This window comes from Psychrobacter sp. PL15, from assembly GCF_035984995.1.
Taxonomy (GTDB): Bacteria; Pseudomonadota; Gammaproteobacteria; order Pseudomonadales; family Moraxellaceae; genus Psychrobacter.
Map to the genome: position 1 here is coordinate 228,183 of NZ_JAXCIB010000002.1, position 17,184 is coordinate 245,366.

The 17,184-nt window shown below is 42.4% G+C and carries 17 protein-coding genes; 12 read left to right on the forward strand and 5 right to left on the reverse strand.

Features of this window, described 5'->3' with window-relative positions; all coding sequences use genetic code 11:
- Positions 1–253: 253 nt before the first annotated feature.
- Positions 254–514: a DNA-directed RNA polymerase subunit omega gene (gene rpoZ / locus RCH20_RS02455; RefSeq protein WP_209956497.1), complete on the reverse strand. Its 261-nt coding sequence runs from the start codon at positions 512–514 to the stop codon at positions 254–256.
- A 187-nt stretch (positions 515–701) separates the two neighbouring features.
- Positions 702–1,328, reverse strand: coding sequence for a guanylate kinase (gene gmk, locus RCH20_RS02460; protein WP_209956498.1), 627 nt, complete (start codon positions 1,326–1,328; stop codon positions 702–704).
- A gap of 391 nt (positions 1,329–1,719) precedes the next feature.
- Between gmk and ispH the strand changes: the two genes are divergently transcribed.
- The 10 genes from ispH (at position 1,720) to RCH20_RS02510 (ending at position 11,764) form a co-directional block, all read left to right on the forward strand.
- Entirely contained in the window at positions 1,720–2,676 is a 957-nt protein-coding gene (gene ispH, locus RCH20_RS02465; RefSeq protein WP_327192453.1) for a 4-hydroxy-3-methylbut-2-enyl diphosphate reductase, read from the forward strand.
- A 183-nt stretch (positions 2,677–2,859) separates the two neighbouring features.
- Positions 2,860–3,675, forward strand: a complete 816-nt coding sequence (locus RCH20_RS02470; RefSeq protein ID WP_327192454.1) for a thioesterase family protein — start codon at positions 2,860–2,862, stop codon at positions 3,673–3,675.
- Positions 3,676–3,912: 237 nt separating this feature from the next.
- Complete coding sequence (gene htpG / locus RCH20_RS02475; RefSeq protein ID WP_327192455.1) at positions 3,913–5,919, forward strand: molecular chaperone HtpG; 2,007 nt, start codon at positions 3,913–3,915, stop codon at positions 5,917–5,919.
- A 315-nt stretch (positions 5,920–6,234) separates the two neighbouring features.
- Positions 6,235–7,725 carry a C13 family peptidase gene (locus RCH20_RS02480; protein WP_327192456.1) on the forward strand — a complete coding sequence of 497 codons (1,491 nt, stop codon included), beginning with the start codon at positions 6,235–6,237 and terminating at the stop codon, positions 7,723–7,725.
- A gap of 439 nt (positions 7,726–8,164) precedes the next feature.
- Entirely contained in the window at positions 8,165–9,061 is an 897-nt protein-coding gene (gene fghA / locus RCH20_RS02485) for an S-formylglutathione hydrolase (RefSeq protein WP_327192457.1), read from the forward strand.
- 276 nt (positions 9,062–9,337) lie between these two features.
- On the forward strand, positions 9,338–9,601 hold the full coding sequence (locus RCH20_RS02490; RefSeq protein WP_327192546.1) for a TIGR03643 family protein: 264 nt from the start codon (positions 9,338–9,340) through the stop codon (positions 9,599–9,601).
- Between the two features lie 65 nt (positions 9,602–9,666).
- Positions 9,667–10,359 (forward strand): ribulose-phosphate 3-epimerase, encoded by a 693-nt coding sequence (rpe, locus tag RCH20_RS02495; protein WP_209956504.1) that lies wholly within the window; start codon positions 9,667–9,669, stop codon positions 10,357–10,359.
- 118 nt (positions 10,360–10,477) lie between these two features.
- On the forward strand, positions 10,478–10,858 hold the full coding sequence (locus RCH20_RS02500; RefSeq protein ID WP_442793085.1) for a hypothetical protein: 381 nt from the start codon (positions 10,478–10,480) through the stop codon (positions 10,856–10,858).
- An 84-nt stretch (positions 10,859–10,942) separates the two neighbouring features.
- Complete coding sequence (locus RCH20_RS02505; protein WP_209956505.1) at positions 10,943–11,254, forward strand: hypothetical protein; 312 nt, start codon at positions 10,943–10,945, stop codon at positions 11,252–11,254.
- Positions 11,255–11,452: 198 nt separating this feature from the next.
- Positions 11,453–11,764: a hypothetical protein gene (locus tag RCH20_RS02510; protein ID WP_209956506.1), complete on the forward strand. Its 312-nt coding sequence runs from the start codon at positions 11,453–11,455 to the stop codon at positions 11,762–11,764.
- A 132-nt stretch (positions 11,765–11,896) separates the two neighbouring features.
- On the opposite strand, the gene rpmG is transcribed toward RCH20_RS02510, so the two are convergent.
- Both rpmG and rpmB read right to left on the reverse strand, forming a co-directional pair.
- Positions 11,897–12,052, reverse strand: a complete 156-nt coding sequence (rpmG, locus tag RCH20_RS02515) for a 50S ribosomal protein L33 (protein ID WP_209956507.1) — start codon at positions 12,050–12,052, stop codon at positions 11,897–11,899.
- A 39-nt stretch (positions 12,053–12,091) separates the two neighbouring features.
- On the reverse strand, positions 12,092–12,328 hold the full coding sequence (gene rpmB, locus RCH20_RS02520; RefSeq protein ID WP_147224075.1) for a 50S ribosomal protein L28: 237 nt from the start codon (positions 12,326–12,328) through the stop codon (positions 12,092–12,094).
- 494 nt (positions 12,329–12,822) lie between these two features.
- On the opposite strand from rpmB, the gene RCH20_RS02525 reads away from it, so the two are divergent.
- Both RCH20_RS02525 and purU read left to right on the forward strand, forming a co-directional pair.
- A complete protein-coding gene (locus tag RCH20_RS02525) occupies positions 12,823–14,862 on the forward strand; it encodes a hypothetical protein (protein WP_327192458.1) in 2,040 nt (679 codons plus the stop codon).
- Between the two features lie 192 nt (positions 14,863–15,054).
- Positions 15,055–15,984, forward strand: coding sequence for a formyltetrahydrofolate deformylase (gene purU, locus RCH20_RS02530; protein ID WP_327192459.1), 930 nt, complete (start codon positions 15,055–15,057; stop codon positions 15,982–15,984).
- A 126-nt stretch (positions 15,985–16,110) separates the two neighbouring features.
- On the opposite strand, the gene RCH20_RS02535 is transcribed toward purU, so the two are convergent.
- On the reverse strand, positions 16,111–16,902 hold the full coding sequence (locus RCH20_RS02535; protein ID WP_209956509.1) for a cytochrome C assembly family protein: 792 nt from the start codon (positions 16,900–16,902) through the stop codon (positions 16,111–16,113).
- Positions 16,903–17,184 lie beyond the last annotated feature (282 nt).

The following is a 17,184-nucleotide window of genomic DNA, read 5'->3' on the forward strand; positions in this document are numbered from 1 at the left end:
GGCATTACTTAATAAGAAGGCATTACTTAATAAGAAGGCATTACTATAATCAAATAGCAAAAACCACAGCATTATACTGTGGTTCTCTGATTTAGATAGTTAGTCTGTAGCGCCAGGAGTAAAATAGCCACAGGCTAAAATTACGCCTAAGCCACTATCGCTTTAGAACATAACCACTTTAACAACGGCCACTTTAACAACGGCCACTTTAACAACGGCCACTTTAACAACGGCCACTTTAATAACGGTCACTCTAAAAACCGTGATCACCTGACAATGCTAAGTCCATTGAGCTGGTAGCAAAGTTATGCTCCGGCTGATTTAGGATATCGCGGGTGATTTTGCCCGCAGCAATTTCGCGTAGCGCCAAGACCGTAGGCTTGTCATTATCGACTTCAACTAACGGCTCAGCGATACCTTTGGCTAACTGACGGGCGCGTTTGCTGGCGACTAACACCAGCTCAAAGCGATTATCAACATTATCCAAACAATCTTCAATCGTCACTCGTGCCATAGATAGCTACCTTGGTTGTTTTTATGAGTAGCAGATATGGTGCGCTACCCAATAAAAATAGTAATAATAATATAAAAATGTATGAAGGTTAAATAACCAGCTATTATAGCATTTTTTGTTTAGTCGCGCAGTTGCTTTTTATACTTAATCTATTCGAAGTGGTATCGGCTTAAGTTTGATTGTTTGGTCAATCATTTAAATTATTATTAAGTAGGGTGGTAATGGTACGGTGATAGCGTTGCTGCTGGCGTTTTAGAGTCTGTCTATCAGCGACGATAATGGCCTTTAGTTCCGTCAGCGCGACTTCAAAATTGTCATTAATAAGAACAAAGTCAAAATGAACGTACTGCGCCATTTCTGTGACCGCTCCAGATAGGCGTTGCTCTATGACCTCTATAGTGTCCTGAGCGCGGGTCGATAGCCGTTGGCGTAACGTTGCAATACTTGGTGGCAAGATAAAAATCATGGTGGCCTCAGTAAATATCTTTTTGACCTGTAAGGCACCTTGCCAATCAATCTCCAAAATCACATCAACACCCGCGTCTAACTGCGTGCGCACACTCTGTTCTGAGGTGCCGTAATAATTGCCAAAAACTTCTGCGTGCTCCAAAAATTTACCCTCGCTGATAGCCGCAGTAAAGGCCTCTACTTCGGTGAAATGATAATGGTGACCATCAATCTCGCCAGGACGCGAGGCGCGGGTGGTGTGGGAAATACTCACGGTCAAGTCGTTGGTGGTGGCGAGTAGCTGCTTCACCAGTGAGGTCTTGCCTGTACCGGAGGCGGCGGTAATAATAAATAGCGAACCTGTCATACCGTATATCCTAAAAAAGTTATAGTCTGACCAATATAAAACCGCTATAGCGTCAATCTCGCTAATCGCAATAATGTAGCGCTTATATCTGGTTTTCTGTTATCGATGTTAGTGTAGGTTGATTATATAGAAATAAAAATAACCAAAGTTAAAGAATGAAACACAGTTTAAAAAATGATTGTCAAAAGTGGCTGGTAAAAATAGAAAACGTCTTCATTTAGACGGTTATAGATGACGAATGTTTAACAATGCCTGCATTTTATAGCACTGTAAGATTGAAGTAACCGTTTTTTAACAGTCAGTAACTGCTATTTTAAAGGGCAATAAAAGCAAATTATGCTAAAGTAGGGCATTCGCTTTGAAACCAAATTATCCAATGATAGGCCACCTTATGCAAATTTATCTTGCCAATCCACGTGGATTTTGTGCTGGTGTGGATCGCGCGATTGCGATAGTCAACCAAGCCTTAACGCGTTTTGAGCCCCCCATCTATGTTCGTCACGAAGTGGTGCACAATAAGTTTGTAGTTTCAGACTTAGCCAATCGCGGGGCCGTGTTCGTCGAAGAGCTCCATGAAGTACCCGATGGCTCGATTGTTATTTTTTCGGCGCATGGGGTGTCAAAAGCAGTCGAAGATGAAGCCACAAGGCGTGATCTGACCGTATTTGATGCCACTTGCCCTCTAGTTACTAAAGTGCATATGGAAGTAGCAAAGTTCGCTAATGAGGGCATGGACGCTGTGCTGATTGGCCATGCTGGCCATCCTGAAGTTGAAGGTACGATGGGACGTTTCAGCCACCGTCATGGCGGCCACATTCATTTGGTTGAAAATGAAGCCGATGTCGAAAAGTTAACGGTACAAAATGCTGAGCGTCTAGCATTTGTGACTCAAACTACTTTATCGATGGATGACACCGCTCGAGTCATTGATGCGCTGCGTGTCAAATTCCCAAGCATTCAAGGTCCACGTAAAGATGATATCTGTTACGCCACTCAAAACCGTCAAGATGCCGTTAAAGATTTAGCGAGTCGTTGTGAGGTGGTATTGGTCGTTGGTTCACCAAACTCATCAAACTCTAATCGTTTGCGTGAGCTGGCTGAGCGCATGAATTGTCGGGCTTATTTGATCGATAATGCTAGTGAAATGAGTAGTATCTGGTTTGATGGTGTACAGAGTGTTGGCGTTACCGCTGGTGCTTCAGCGCCTGAAGTACTGATTCAAGAAGTACTGCAACAGCTGCAAGATTGGGGTGGTCAAATGCCTAATGAGCTAGCAGGTATTAAGGAGGATGTGATCTTTAGTCTACCCAAGGAATTGCGTATTCCAGTCGCACAAGTTAGCAAGTAGAGTCAATATCCTGTCAAGGATATGAGTTAGTAACCCCATATTTCATATAATAATAGCAACTGCTTATACTGTGCGTTGCTATAAAGTAAGTGCTTATAGCAAGTAAGTGCTTATGAATAACAGCGTCTCACAAAAGAGAATATTGCTACTAAAAACTATTCATAAAAAAAGTTAAGGATAACGATGTCAGCTTATTATCAATGTGTCGAACGCGAACAGCAAGCAGATGGGGTCAGTGTTGCGCATTATCAGCCCACCGAGCATGCGCAAGGGGCGTGGAACGAGCACGAACAGCATATGGCACCAGCTACTGGGGTTCTTAGCCGCGAGCTCAGCCAGTTTGCGCCGCAAGACAACATGCGTATTGCTCGTATTAGCCTTGATATCTTAGGGCTGATACCGCTTGATGACTTTACCATTACTACGCGCTGTATTCGTCCCGGTAAGACCATTGAGCTGATTGAGTCGGTAATGAGCAGTCGGGATCGCGATTGTATCATTGCTCGCGCTTGGCGACTGTTGACTCAAGATACCAGCATGATTGTAGGGCTTGAAGACAAAAGCGCGCCCCATCAGCCTGATGAGTTACCCGTTTGGGACGACATGAAAGGTTGGCCGGGTGGTTTTATCAAAAGCGTGCGCCTGGTCGCTGAGGCAGACCGTCGTCCTGGTAAAGGTATGGTGTGGATAACCACCGATGTTGATATGATAGCTGACGAACCCACTGATGACTTAGTGCACCTTTTAGGTATGGTCGATACCGCCAACGGCGTGGTTCCTAGGCTTGGGCTGGGATTAGCAGATGCTGGTTGGATGTTCCCTAATACCGACTTACAAATTCATATGCACCGCTCACCACAAGGTCGCTGGTTGGGTATTGAGGCGGTACAACAGTACGGTACTGATGGCATAGGTGTGACCAGTAGCGTACTTCATGACACCCAGGGACCCTTTGGGCGTAGTGAACAAATTCTCACTATCCGTCCAATGCCCCGTTAAATTTGTCGTTATTGCTAATAAATGATGTACAGACAAGCTAATAACCATAATAAAGACCACTTAAAGCAGCTGGGGCGCTTGAATTTTTGTTCAGCGCCCCTATTTGTATAACCAGTGTGGCTGTATTTGACGTTGAGCGTTATGTTTACAACTATATTTTTTTATACTTATAAGAACGCTTAGCTTGAATACCGCTATTTTATAGTAAATATCATATAACAATACAAAGGAGTTTTTATGAGTGAGTCGACCCCAGTTGATGGCCAAAGTGCTGAAGAACAAAACCCAGAATTAAAAAAACATACTTTTGAAGCGGAAGTTGCCCAATTATTGCATTTGGTGACTCATTCGCTTTATTCTAATGCTGACATCTTCGTCCGTGAGTTGGTTTCAAACGCTTCTGATGCCTGTGATAAATTGCGTTTTGAAGCCACCAACGATGACAGTCTTTATGAAAATGATGGCGAGCTGCGCATTCGTATTGCCGTTGATGAAGCCGCTAAGACTATTACCTTTACCGATAACGGTATTGGTATGAACGAAGCCGATGCTATTGATAACTTAGGGACGATTGCCAAATCAGGCACTAAAGCTTTTTTGGACAAATTGTCTGAATCACAAAAACAAGACGGTCAGCTGATTGGTCAGTTCGGGGTGGGTTTTTATTCAGGCTTTATCGTCTCTGACACTATCAGTGTTGAGTCGCGCAAAGCGGGTGACCCTGCTGACCAAGGCGTGCGCTGGGTATCTGATGGCACGGGTGTATTTACTGTTGAGCCTATCAACAAGGCCACGCGTGGCACAGCCATTACTTTGCATCTTAAAGAAGAATATTCTGAGGGCGAAGACAGCTATTTAGACCGCAATAAAATTAAGCGCTTGGTTAATAAATATTCAGACCATATCAGCTTGCCTATTCAAATGCGTAAAGAAATTTGGCAAGAAGACGCCGTTGAAGAAGGGCAAGCAGACGATGGAGCTGATGCAAGTGCGCCAGCTGGTGGTGAGATGGTACTCACTGATGAGTGGGAAACCATCAACAAAGCCAGTGCTTTATGGACGCGTTCCGCTTCTGAGATTGATGACCAAGAGTATATCGATTTTTATAAAAACATCACTTATGACATGGATGAGCCGTTGACCTGGACACACAATCGGGTGGAAGGCCGTGTGCAATATACCCAGATGTTATATATCCCTAAAACCGCCCCGGTCGACTTATATACTCGTGAACAGCAGCATGGTTTAAAGCTTTATGTCAAACGGGTCTTCATCATGGACGACGCCGAGCAACTGCTACCAATGTACCTGCGTTTCGTCAAAGGTGTTATTGATTCAGCAGATTTACCACTCAACGTCAGCCGCGAAATATTACAGGAATCGCGTGATGTAAAATCGATTCGTGAAGGTAACGCCCGCCGTATCCTAACGATGTTGGCAAGTCTGGCCAACAGCGAAGACAGTGGTAAGCAAGAAAAATTTGCCCAGTTCTACGCCGAATTTGGCGATGTCATTAAAGAAGGGGTTGGCGAAGACACCGGTAATCAAGAACGTATTGCCAAGTTGTTACGTTATGCCACCAGTACTCAAGAAAGTGTCACGACTAGCTTTGAAGACTACAAAGCGCGTATGAAAGACGGTCAAAAATCTATCTATTACCTGACTGCTGACAACCTGACCGCTGCCAAAAATAGCCCACAGTTAGAGCTATTTAAGAAAAAAGGCATCGAAGTTATCTTTATGACCAGCCGTGTCGATGAATGGGCGATGAACTTCTTAACTGAGTTTGATGGCACACCATTGCAGAACATTGCTAAGGGTGCGGTTGATTTAGGCGACTTGCAAGATGACGCTGAAAAGGCCGAAGCTGAAAAGGCGCAAGAAACGCTTAAACCGGTCGTTGATAAACTAAAAATAGCACTAGGCGAACGTGCAAAAGACGTGAAAGTCTCAACGCGGTTAGTGGACAGTCCTGCCTGTTTAGTAGTTGGTGAAGGTGAGTTGTCACCACAGATGATTCAGATGCTCAAGCAAATGGGACAGGAAGTACCAGAAAGTAAGCCCACGCTTGAAATTAATCCTGAGCATCCCTTGATTCAAAAGCTTGAAAGTAGCGCTGATTTTGACGACAGTTTTGACAAGCTGGCACAAGTGATTTTTGATCAAGCGCTGTTAGCCGACGGGGGACAGCTTGAAGATCCAGCCGCTTATCTAAAACGTGTTAACGAGCTATTAATGAGATAGCTTTTATTAATAAAGTGTCAGAACTTGATAGTAAAATTTGATTATAATGGAAAAGAGGTCTTAAACTAAGGCCTCTTTTTTTGATGGTTGTCCGCTGTTATTCACGATTTTTTAGGCTTATTATGAGCTGCTAAACCTTTCACAATAATTTAATGATATTTTTATCCAGATAGTGTCATTTTTTACAAATTAGGCTTATCGTCATAACTGACAATCCGTTACAATCGCGATAGATTAGCAGGCTAAACTAGCAAACTATGTTATTTATTCCTTGTTATTACTTTATTTCTCTCGACTTGATAGAGGTCTAAGTCTTTGTCACTTTCGTCGCATAAAACCATCTCTCTTCAGCGTTTTTCGCTTAATTTCGCTGCCAATATTATTGCTGCCTTATGGATGCTGATAGGGTCAACACGTGCGTTTTCTTGGGTCAAGCCAACCTTCATACAATTTGCACTGTTTGCATTGCTAGCTTTGGGCAGCAACGTGCTGTTTTCATGGTTGGCTGCTGAAAGTGGTAGTGTCTTTAATGAGCAAGGTTTGGTCAGCTATTTGATCTGGCCGATGATTATTTTGTTAGGCGGTATTATTCTTGCACGGCGCTCGGGTAATCAATCGATGGTTTTTGTGCCTGTGGTGTTGTGGTTGGTTGCTGATACGCTATCGGCGCTGTTACAAAGTATGGTACAGTTTTTGGGCAGTCATGGCTGGCTACCTGAATGGAGCTATTCATTTTTACCGATACTATTTCTAATACTTTTCTTATGGCAAACGCTGGCCTTATTATGGGTCTTTTCTCGCCGCCTACGTACACCCTGGTGGGAGCGCATCATTGTATTGATAGGCGCAGTGGCGCTATTAACCATCTGGCAACGCAATGTCGCAGACCAGCCTATTTTTAAACAAATTCCTGTGCAGCCGGTATTGGAAGAAGCGGTGTTATATGAGCAGCCACGTCTGCTACAGCAAGCGCTAGATAGTATCAATCCAAGCGTACCTGGCAAAAGTGATTGGTATTTTATGGGTGTGGCTGGGTTTTCAGACCAGAACGTTTTTCGCTCGGAGATCAATAAAGTGCGTCAATTATTTGATGTGCGTTTTGGCACTAGTGGCAACTCGCTTGCCTTGATTAACAATACTTATAGTTGGCTTGATGAGCCGATTGCTAGCAAAACCAGTATTCTGCGGGGGCTAAAAAAGATCGGTCAGCAGATGAATGCAGATGAAGATGTGTTGTTACTAACCCTATCATCGCATGGCGACCAAAACATCATTCAACTGGCAAATCCGCCGCTTGAAATGGATAATTTGGATGCCACATGGTTACGCGAGGCGTTAGACGCTTCCGGTATTCGCTGGCGCGTGATTGTAGTCTCTGCCTGTTATTCGGGTTCCTTTATTGATGAGCTGGCTTCACCGACTACCGTCGTTATCACGGCCTCAGCGGCGGATAAGATGTCGTTTGGCTGTACTAATACGGCAGAGATGACTTACTTTGGCCAAGCCTTTTTTGCTGAGAGCCTACGCGAGAACACCAGCTTTGCAGCCGCATTTAAGGATGCCAGTCAGCGAGTCAGTGAGCGCGAAGGCTTTATGGGCTTTGAGCCCTCTGAGCCCCAAATGGTAGTCGGCAGTCTGATGCAGACCGCGCTTCCTGCTTTTGAGCAGGTGTTATTCAGTAATACCCAATCCTCTATAGCAAACATCACTGATAATACGGGTGCTGCTGAGGTTACTGACGCTACTGATGTCACCATAAATATTGATGCCGATACGATATCTGAGACCGCGACAATCAATGAGTGATGAATAAAACAAATGCAGTCGTACGCAAAAGATAACTTCCGCTTAATAACGAGCTATATAATACCAACGATACCCGCCGTTATAGCTCGTACAATCATTACTGTAAACCCTTTTTTTATTATAAATTCTAGTATCATTATAAACTTCAGTATCGTTTGGTCAGCTACTTTCATAGTTGGCCTAAAGTTACAAGTCAGTGTTATTGAAGTCAGCTTTCTATAAAAATTGCTTATCAATAGCCTCGTAAGCCTAGATAATGATGATCTGGGCTTACTGGGCTCAAGAGTATAATAATAAAAACAGTAGTCGAAATACTTGGAAAAACACCAAAGTGCTAAGGCTCATATAACTAAAACCTATATAAACAATGCTTATTTTTATTATTTCGCCCATTAGGTAATATTCATTGAATAAATTTTAGATAAAAAAGGTCTTAATTATGAATAACTATTACGCCCACAGTCTACCTGCTAATTCAAAACTAACCCAAAAGAGCGTTAACCGTTGCTTTAACGGTGAGCAGCATTATTATAGTCATCAATCGACGACTACCAAAACTCCGATGACTTTCAGTGTTTATTTACCTGATGAAGCGCTTGCAGGTCGTCGCTGTCCTGCCATTATGTACTTGTCAGGCCTGACCTGTAATGCTGATAACGTCACTCATAAAGCCCATTTCCAACAAAGATGTAGTGAGTTAGGTATAATATTTATTGCCCCAGATAGCTCTCCTCGTAGTGATACTGATACTGATATTGATGTCCCCAATGATGAGCGCTATTTTGTCGGTCAAGGTGCCAGCTATTACATCGATGCGACTTGTGCACCATGGGCAGAGAATTTTAATATGCAAAGCTACATCGCTGATGAGCTATATGACTTGCTGCGTGCAGAGCTCGCTATTAGTAGTATTGGCATCATGGGCCATTCCATGGGCGGTCATGGCGCACTACTATTAGGTTTTAAGTTTCCGAGTAAGTTTGTCAGTGTTTCAGCGTTATCGCCAGTCTGTGCAGCGAGTGAATCAGCATGGGGTCAAGCGGCCTATACAGAATACTTTGGCGATGACAAAGCCTTATGGCAGCAGTCTGATGCAGCGCATATGATTGAGACCGTTGGACGCCAGTATCTGAATATCTTGGTGGATCAAGGTGCCGCAGATCAGTTCTTAGCAGACGGACAGCTACAAACGCCAAAGCTGCAGCAAGCTTGCAAAAAAGCACAGCAACCGTTAACGCTACGCTATCAAGCGGGTCATGACCATAGCTATTACTTCATCCAAACGGTCATCAATGACCATATCGAGCATCACTGGCGCATGGCCCAACTGAGCTAAACAGTGGCTAAAATTAATAGGATCGTATTTCACAAAAAAACATAGAAGACAACAAGGCGTATAAACGCTTTAAAGGCAATTACCATGGCAAATCTTCAGGCATTACCAGTGGCTGATCCATTAAACGAAAAGCAACGAAAAGCGGAGTCGTCGCTTGCCATTATGCAGGCTGATATAGATAAGGCATTAGAGAAAAAGCAGAAAGAAAAGCAACAAGCTCGTACTGATCCGTCTAGTACTGTTAAGTCAAATGAGTCGCTATCAAAAGTAACCGATGTGGCAGATAATACAACACTAGATGCTGAGCAACTGTCACGAGTGATAGAGATGGCATGGGAAGATAGAACGCCGTTTGCGGCGATAGAATACAGTTATGGACTCGCTGAAGCGGATGTCATTATATTGATGCGTCAGGAATTAAAGAGGTCTTCTTTTCGATTGTGGCGGCAGCGGGTGACCGGTCGTTCGACCAAGCACCAAGCAAAACGTCCATTTATGGTAGGCCGTGCTTATTGTAAAACTCAATATAAGCAACGATAGCATTTTTTTCCTATTCTCATTGATATTATTGGTATTTCAAGCACACGTTAACTAGGTAGCTTCCTATGATTTGTCCGTCCACGCCTTACTTAATCGCCCCATCTATCTTGTCTGCTGACTTTGCCCGTCTGGGTGAAGAGGTCGATAGCGTTTTAAAGGCGGGAGCCGACGTGATTCATTTTGATGTGATGGACAATCATTATGTACCGAACCTCACTTTTGGTAGTATGATATGTAAAGCCCTGCGTGATTATGGTATTGACGCGCCTATTGATGTGCATCTAATGGTATCACCGGTTGACGGTATGATTGAGCAGTTCTTAGAGGCTGGTGCCAGCATTATTACTTTTCATCCAGAAGCCAGTGGCCACGTCGATCGTTCATTACAACTGATTAAAGACGGTGGTGCGAAATGTGGCTTGGTGCTCAATCCTGCCACCTCGCTGCATCACTTAGACTACGTGATGGATAAGGTTGACCAAATCCTTTTAATGAGCGTGAACCCTGGGTTTGGTGGTCAATCGTTTATTGAAAACACTTTAGATAAGGTACGTGAAGTACGGCAGCTGATTACCACTAGTGGTCGTGATATCAGACTAGAAGTAGATGGTGGTATCAAAGCCAACAACATCCGCGCTATTGCTGAGGCAGGTGCTGATATGTTCGTCGCCGGCTCTGCTATTTTTAACCAACCAGACTATCGCGCTGCCATTACCGCTATGCGTGATGAGCTAGCATTAGCAAACAGTAACTCGTAAATGTTATATTAAAAGAGTCGGTTTTTGAATCATTGATTTACTAAAATCTTAACCTGCTAAAGCAGTGTTTCATTAAATTATCTAATCGCATTAATTGTCAGTCATATAGAGGTGACATATGGATACGCAACAATCATTTGCTCAGTCTGCACTTCCTATCCAAGCGCAGAACGCTAAACATGACTCTGGATCTTCTAGCGTCAAATCTCCGAGCTTAGTTCCGAAAGGATTGACCATTGGTCTAGCAGTCTTTGCCTTAATTTTAAGTTTGGCTGGTTATGGCTTCCGCCTAATAGTGGGCGACAATCTTGGAGAAGTATTGCGGCACGCGTCAGTGGTAGTGTCTGCATTTATGATCGGTATTCCGCTATTTTTTTGGCTGGGGTCTCGTCTGCTCAATAAAGTTAAAGGCATGCATATTCAGAGCTGGAATGCGGTTAGCTTGGGCTACCTAACATCTTGCATCTCTCTATTATGGTTGATGGGTACTTATAGCTGATTCTAAAATATTATCTACTATATTCTTAGATCGACTAACTTCTAATCAATAAGTCGCCTCGTTCAACTGTGACTGGACTTTTGCATGCAAATAATACCAGATAAAATATCAAAGACTATTTTCCCAAAAGACTTACCAAATAGTCTGTTTGTTATGTTGATTATTGGCTGCCTATTATTAGGGTTGGCGTCTTTGCGCCAGGGGACGGGCCTACAAAGTTGGCTTAATGTCATCGAAAATTGGCTGCTGATGCTATTAATACTACCGACAGCAACTGCCGCAGTATCGCTGCCTTTTAAATACCGTGACCCTACCTTCGAGCTAAAACTGGTCTATTATCTCGGTATGTTTGTAGCATTCTTATTCACCTTAGGAAAATTACGTTACTGGCGTTAGTTTGTCGTCTTTTTTATGCCTCTTATATAAGATCATTGGTAAGACTCTTGTGGTAGCCCTTGAATTCTAAGGTCAAAGCGTCCATTGTATGATTATGATATATTTGCCCGCGTTACTATAAAAGGGTTGGAGATGGTAGCTTTTATTCGCTTACCATCTTTATGCAAGTATAAGACGGGATAATAAGGAAAACGCCAAATGCCATACGATATTGATAACGAAATAGAAGTGGATACTGACAATAGCGATCAGTTTTCAGGTTTTGCCAAAGAAACCACTCTTGAGCTAGTAGAAGCAGATGACGGAACGTTACTATTACGCGATACTGAGAATGATGAAGATCCGCTGATGACTATTGATTTTTCGGACAAACTCAAAGAGCTACTTGGCAGTGACACTCAGTCCATTGGTCAGCATATGATCCATGCCGCTATTCAGGTCATTATGAAAAAGCAGATGAGCCAGTGGCATGCACATGTTTATGATAAAGAGCCAACCCATTATAGTTAGTTGCGCTAGTAAAAAATAAATATGATTATCTGGTTCCTAGTAAACATTTAAAATAGCGACAATAAAAAAGGGTTTATCAATTGATAAACCCTTTTTTATTGTCTTCAAATCATACCCATTATTTAATGGTTATTACTTGATTTTTGCTTCTTTAAACATCACGTGTTGGCGAATTTTTGGATCAAACTTTTTGATCTCCATTTTGCCAGGCATCGTGCGCTTGTTTTTGGTAGTAGTGTAGTAATACCCAGTACCAGCAGATGATACCAATTTAATTTTATCTCTCATGATAGCTTTCCTTTAAATGATGGCATGCAAGCACTTGGCTTAAACTTTTTGACCTTGTGCGCGCAAATCTGCTAACACTTTATCAATACCTAGTTTGTCAATGATGCGCATACCTTTAGTAGATATACGTAGACGCACAAAACGATTTTCAGATTCTACCCAAAAACGATGGCGTTGAAGGTTTGGTAGAAAGCGACGACGGGTTTTGTTGTTTGCGTGCGAAACATTATTACCCACCATAGGGCGCTTTCCAGTCACTTGGCAAACTCTAGACATGGCGAACTCCTAACTATGAAGTATGAGGGTTTCTCATACCAGTCTGGGCAAGTTTCGCGCATTTGCGGCATGGACACAGCAAGCGGAATCATTGCACCAAACAAAACTATATGAAGGTTGAGCTGATATTCCTATCATCTAAAGGCAAATAACAGGTCGATCAATTCAGAATATTTTAAAGCCGACATTTATACCACAAATTCTATCAATACTCAAATTATTTTGTGATGGTTGTCGTTATAAAGACTGACTATTATACCTGTATTTTGCAAAGTTATGTGGTCGATTACCTAATGCCTGGATTAAATTTAGAGTTGTAAGTCTTAGCAAAAGTTAGTAAAGTTGCGGTTATAAATTTAATACAAAATATTAATATAACTGTTACTAATATAAATATGTGCATCGCCACTTTGTTTGCGAGATTATTGCAAAGATATTGTAATAAACTTTGTTTGCTTGTTGGAACAAGTTCCTGCCGATGCGGAGTCCGAAATATGTCCTATAGTCCGTTATCATTTACTTCTAAATTATTTCAACTTACCTCTTTAACTTGCGCCTTAGCTTTAGCTGGTTGTGGTGGTGGAGATGGTGATACGGTAGATTCTATTGCACCTCCATTTGATAACTCTGGCCCTATACAGGCTCTCAATATTGGTGAAGTTAGTGTTAGTGATAATTCAGGGAATATAACTCGCATTATTACAAGCTCAGGGGCAACAGCAAGCGTAAAAGTCACTGATAGTAGAGGTCAACCTGTCAGTAGTGCGCTAGTAACCTTTGGTACTGATGCGCCAGTATCATCAGTAAAGTTTGGCAAGACTAATGGCACCGTTTTGACCAACGCTGATGGTATAGCGACGATGACCCTAAAAGCGGTTAGTACATCAGATTCCGGTAGTTATTCATTGTCTGCCAATGCAAACTATGATGGTGTTGAGGTTCTATCCTCTGATTATTTCTTTTCGCTACAAAGTGCTAACTTAATTTTTGATGAGGTTAGCTTAGCGCAAAGCACATTACCTTTCGGCGGTTCTACCGATATCACAGGTCTAGTCATAAGCTCTGGTAATATGGAGCCTCAAACAGGCGTACCAGTCAGTTTTGTGGCAACTTGTGGCAGTGTTGGCAATGTAGTGACTAATATTTTAGGCTTTAGAGCTACTTATGACGCTGGGGTCTGTGAAGGTAGCCAAGAGATTGTTGCTACGATAGCAGAGAGTGGCGCGACTATCCGTTTACCAGTGACTATCGGTAAGGTTACAGATCTTGGTAAATTAGACATACAATGTATCTCTGGTGATACACCAGCATTCCCTGACTCTTCTGCTAGTGGAGCAGGTAATGACCAATGTGCTAATAATGTGGTAATAGGTGCTCTAGGCAGTACATTACCTTCAGTACGTAGTATTGAATTTGTCGTTAGTGCTGATGATAAACCATTTGCTAATGAGCGCGTAAAAGTTGAGCTATTAAATGCACCCAATGATTTTGGTATGGGAAGTCGGGGAAACCAGCAAACGCTTACTTTTACTACAGACAGTGCTGGCCGCATCACTGTGCCATTATATGCAGGTAATACGATTGCTTCTAATATTAGTGTAAGAGCAACCTTGATCAGCCGAGTGGATGTCACTGCTACTACTACTAATATTGAAGTCATTAGTAGTGTACCTGCGCAAGCAAATTTCACGGTAGAGCCTGCCAAAAAGGTGTTGGCTGCTACAGAGACCAATCCCTCTACTATGGACGTTAGACGCTTAAATGACTCTACCAAACTTAATGTCGTTGCACGAGACGCAAATAACAGCTTTGTAGATGGCTCTACGATACGCTTTATCGCAGAAGGTGGCACTTTATCAGCAAACTCTTGCGTTGTGAATAAAGGTCGTTGTAACGTAACCCTAAGCACTGCAGGGGTATTGCCTGATGATAGACGGGTGACAGTATTGGCTTATACTACAGGGACTAATACTCAAGAGATTAACGGCAATGGTATCTTCCTTGATGAAAACGAAAGTGGTGACGTCAATAATAATGAATTTAAATTACCGTCAACAGCAGGCATAATCTTTACTCAGTTTGTGGTTGGGTTTGCTGATACTACGCCAACTTTCACCCCTAGCCCTCTGGGTACTATAGTGGAAAATTCTAATGGTACTAGTCAAAAAACGTTTAAAATGTTTGGCTTTAACCCTCAGGGTAACAAGAAAATATCTATGCCCTCAAATACTCAAGTTCAGGTACAGGCGTTAGATAAAACGACTGGTGATAATGCCAGTTGTAAAGTGCAGATAACGAGCAATGGTATCGTTAATAATATATTGACAGTACCAGCATTTAATCCAAATCAACCGAAAAAAGTGGACTTATCAACTCCTGATAGTAGAAATGTACTTGGAAACAATCAAGATGACACTGATAAGACTTACACTATCAGATCACAAAACTGTAGCGTAGGTGATGAGATTAAACTAATCGTTACTACGCCTGCACCTAATCGTAAGACCACAACTGAGACTCTATTAGTACAGTAAAATCAAGTTATTGATTAACTCCAATAAACCCTCAACCAACATTGAGGGTTTTTGCATGAGTAATCTAAATAACGAAATCAAACCAACCCAATCAGCAAAATATCGCAAAATCGATTAAAATAGCCGATTTGCCATGCTATCGGAAAAACTTAACCGATAGCTGGCTGGGTTTTATTTTTAATTGGGCTCACTATGTCAGACACTGCAACGATTATCTCACCGAAAAACTTATCTCATACACTATCTAATAACTCATCTGGTAAAACAGTTACCGACACCGCCACGCTACTAATTAAGTGCCGCGATCAAGCGGGTATTGTTCAAGCGGTATCAGAGTTTATTCACCGTTACGGCGCTAATATTATTAGCTTGGATCAGTATTCGACCGCCCATGAAGGCGGGCAGTATTTTATGCGCTTGGAGTTTGTGTTAGCAGGCTTGAGCGATATTATTGATAACTTCCAAGCCAGCTTTGCCTATACGGTAGCCAAGCGCCACAATATGACCTGGCGTTTACATGATAACTCGATTAAGACTAAGGTTGGCATCTTGGTATCGAAGTTTGACCACGCCTTACTGGATTTATTATGGCGGCATCAGCGTGGTTTGCTTGATTGTCAGATTACTTCCGTAGTCAGCAACCATGCTGATTTACGGCAAGCGGTCGAAAATTTTGGCATTACTTTTCATCATATCTCTGTTACTAAGGACAATAAAGCGGACGCAGAAGCTCAGATTCACGAGTTGATGTCAGAGAATGACTTATTAGTGTTAGCGCGCTATATGCAAATTTTGTCGTCTGATTTTGTTAAGCGTTGGCCGATGCAGATTATAAATATCCACCATTCATTTCTGCCAGCATTTGTAGGTGCAGACCCTTATCGGCAAGCTTATGACAAGGGTGTGAAGCTGATTGGTGCGACGGCCCATTATGTGACCGCTGAGCTGGACCAGGGGCCTATTATTGAGCAAGACGTGCACCGTGTCACTCATCGTCAAGGGGTTGCTGATCTGCGCGCAATTGGACGTGATATAGAGCGCAACGTATTGGCGCGGGCGGTTAATTGGCATGTACAAAATCGAGTGATTGTGACCGGTAACAAGACCGTAGTTTTTAATTAACAATGCGTCATCGAGACTACTTAGGCGAATAAGACGTTAAGCGAATAAGACGTTAAGCGAATGAGACGTTAAGACTGATTGTAAATAACTGGTCATAGCTAATGGTGCGAGCTATTTCGCTTTAGCTCATAGCAGCAGCTCTAAAACAAACTTGCTACCCACAAAGCCAATGGCTAATAAGATAAAAGCGTAAATGGTGATATTGGCAGCGTGTTTACCACGCCAGCCAGCACGCCAATTGCCTACGAGTAATACACCGAATAATAACCATGATAGAACGCTAAAGACCGTTTTATGAGCGATATGTTGCGCCAGCAAGTCCTCTACATAAATAAATCCCAGCCCCAACGCGACACTGAGTAATACAAAGCCAACCAAGATCATATCGAACAATAAGCCTTCCATACTTTGTAAGGAAGGTAACTTGTTGACCCAAAAACGATGAATGGTATGATGCTTGAGCTCACGAATCTGTAGGCGCAGAAATAGTGCTTGCACCGCTGCCATCAGCAGCACACAATAAGCGGCAAATGATAATATAATATGTGCTTCAAGACCAATACTGACGTCAGTAAGTGGCTGATAAGGCGCGCGGCCAACATACCCGATAGTCATACCGAAAAGTGCAGTTGGTGCGGCTAATATACCAAGGCTGATAATAGGCCGGTATAGACAGAACAGCACGAAAAAAAACAAGAAAAACAAACTAACCAGACTAAAGACGTTAAATAGATTAAAATTTAGGCCGTATAAAGTAAAGATGTAGGGATACAACAGCGCAGCGTGCGCCAACATGCCTACTATCAATAGGCCCAGACCGACGTTTTTATTAATCTGCTTGTTTGTAGTCAATGCCCAGCTGAGATGGATAATAACCACGATGTAAGCCATACTGGCTATCACAAACGCAAGTAACACAGGCAAGCCTCATTGAGTATCAGAAGTGCAGCATAGCCGCTCAAGTTAACCCTAAAATGGTATGATTAGAATAATTATTCAATTTATCATAAAATAGAGGCTAATTGAGAATCATCGCTATTATTATTTTAGCCACACTTGTATTAAAAAGTATTTATTCAACAAACGCTCTATATTTAGAGTCTAAATAGACATTCTACGGATAGTATTAATAGGCGAATAATATAAGTAGGCAGAAAGCCAGTAAGTCAAAACTATTTTAATTGACCGCCATATTGATTA

Excerpts from the sequence above, each read along its gene's own strand:
- rpoZ (WP_209956497.1), bottom strand. The coding sequence starts at position 514 with ATGGCACGAGTGACGATTGAAGATTGTTTGGATAATGTTGATAATCGC.
- gmk (WP_209956498.1), bottom strand. The coding sequence starts at position 1,328 with ATGACAGGTTCGCTATTTATTATTACCGCCGCCTCCGGTACAGGCAAG.
- ispH (WP_327192453.1), top strand. The coding sequence starts at position 1,720 with ATGCAAATTTATCTTGCCAATCCACGTGGATTTTGTGCTGGTGTGGAT.
- RCH20_RS02470 (WP_327192454.1), top strand. The coding sequence starts at position 2,860 with ATGTCAGCTTATTATCAATGTGTCGAACGCGAACAGCAAGCAGATGGG.
- htpG (WP_327192455.1), top strand. The coding sequence starts at position 3,913 with ATGAGTGAGTCGACCCCAGTTGATGGCCAAAGTGCTGAAGAACAAAAC.
- fghA (WP_327192457.1), top strand. The coding sequence starts at position 8,165 with ATGAATAACTATTACGCCCACAGTCTACCTGCTAATTCAAAACTAACC.
- rpe (WP_209956504.1), top strand. The coding sequence starts at position 9,667 with ATGATTTGTCCGTCCACGCCTTACTTAATCGCCCCATCTATCTTGTCT.
- RCH20_RS02500 (WP_442793085.1), top strand. The coding sequence starts at position 10,478 with ATGGATACGCAACAATCATTTGCTCAGTCTGCACTTCCTATCCAAGCG.
- RCH20_RS02505 (WP_209956505.1), top strand. The coding sequence starts at position 10,943 with ATGCAAATAATACCAGATAAAATATCAAAGACTATTTTCCCAAAAGAC.
- RCH20_RS02510 (WP_209956506.1), top strand. The coding sequence starts at position 11,453 with ATGCCATACGATATTGATAACGAAATAGAAGTGGATACTGACAATAGC.
- rpmG (WP_209956507.1), bottom strand. The coding sequence starts at position 12,052 with ATGAGAGATAAAATTAAATTGGTATCATCTGCTGGTACTGGGTATTAC.
- rpmB (WP_147224075.1), bottom strand. The coding sequence starts at position 12,328 with ATGTCTAGAGTTTGCCAAGTGACTGGAAAGCGCCCTATGGTGGGTAAT.
- RCH20_RS02525 (WP_327192458.1), top strand. The coding sequence starts at position 12,823 with ATGTCCTATAGTCCGTTATCATTTACTTCTAAATTATTTCAACTTACC.
- purU (WP_327192459.1), top strand. The coding sequence starts at position 15,055 with ATGTCAGACACTGCAACGATTATCTCACCGAAAAACTTATCTCATACA.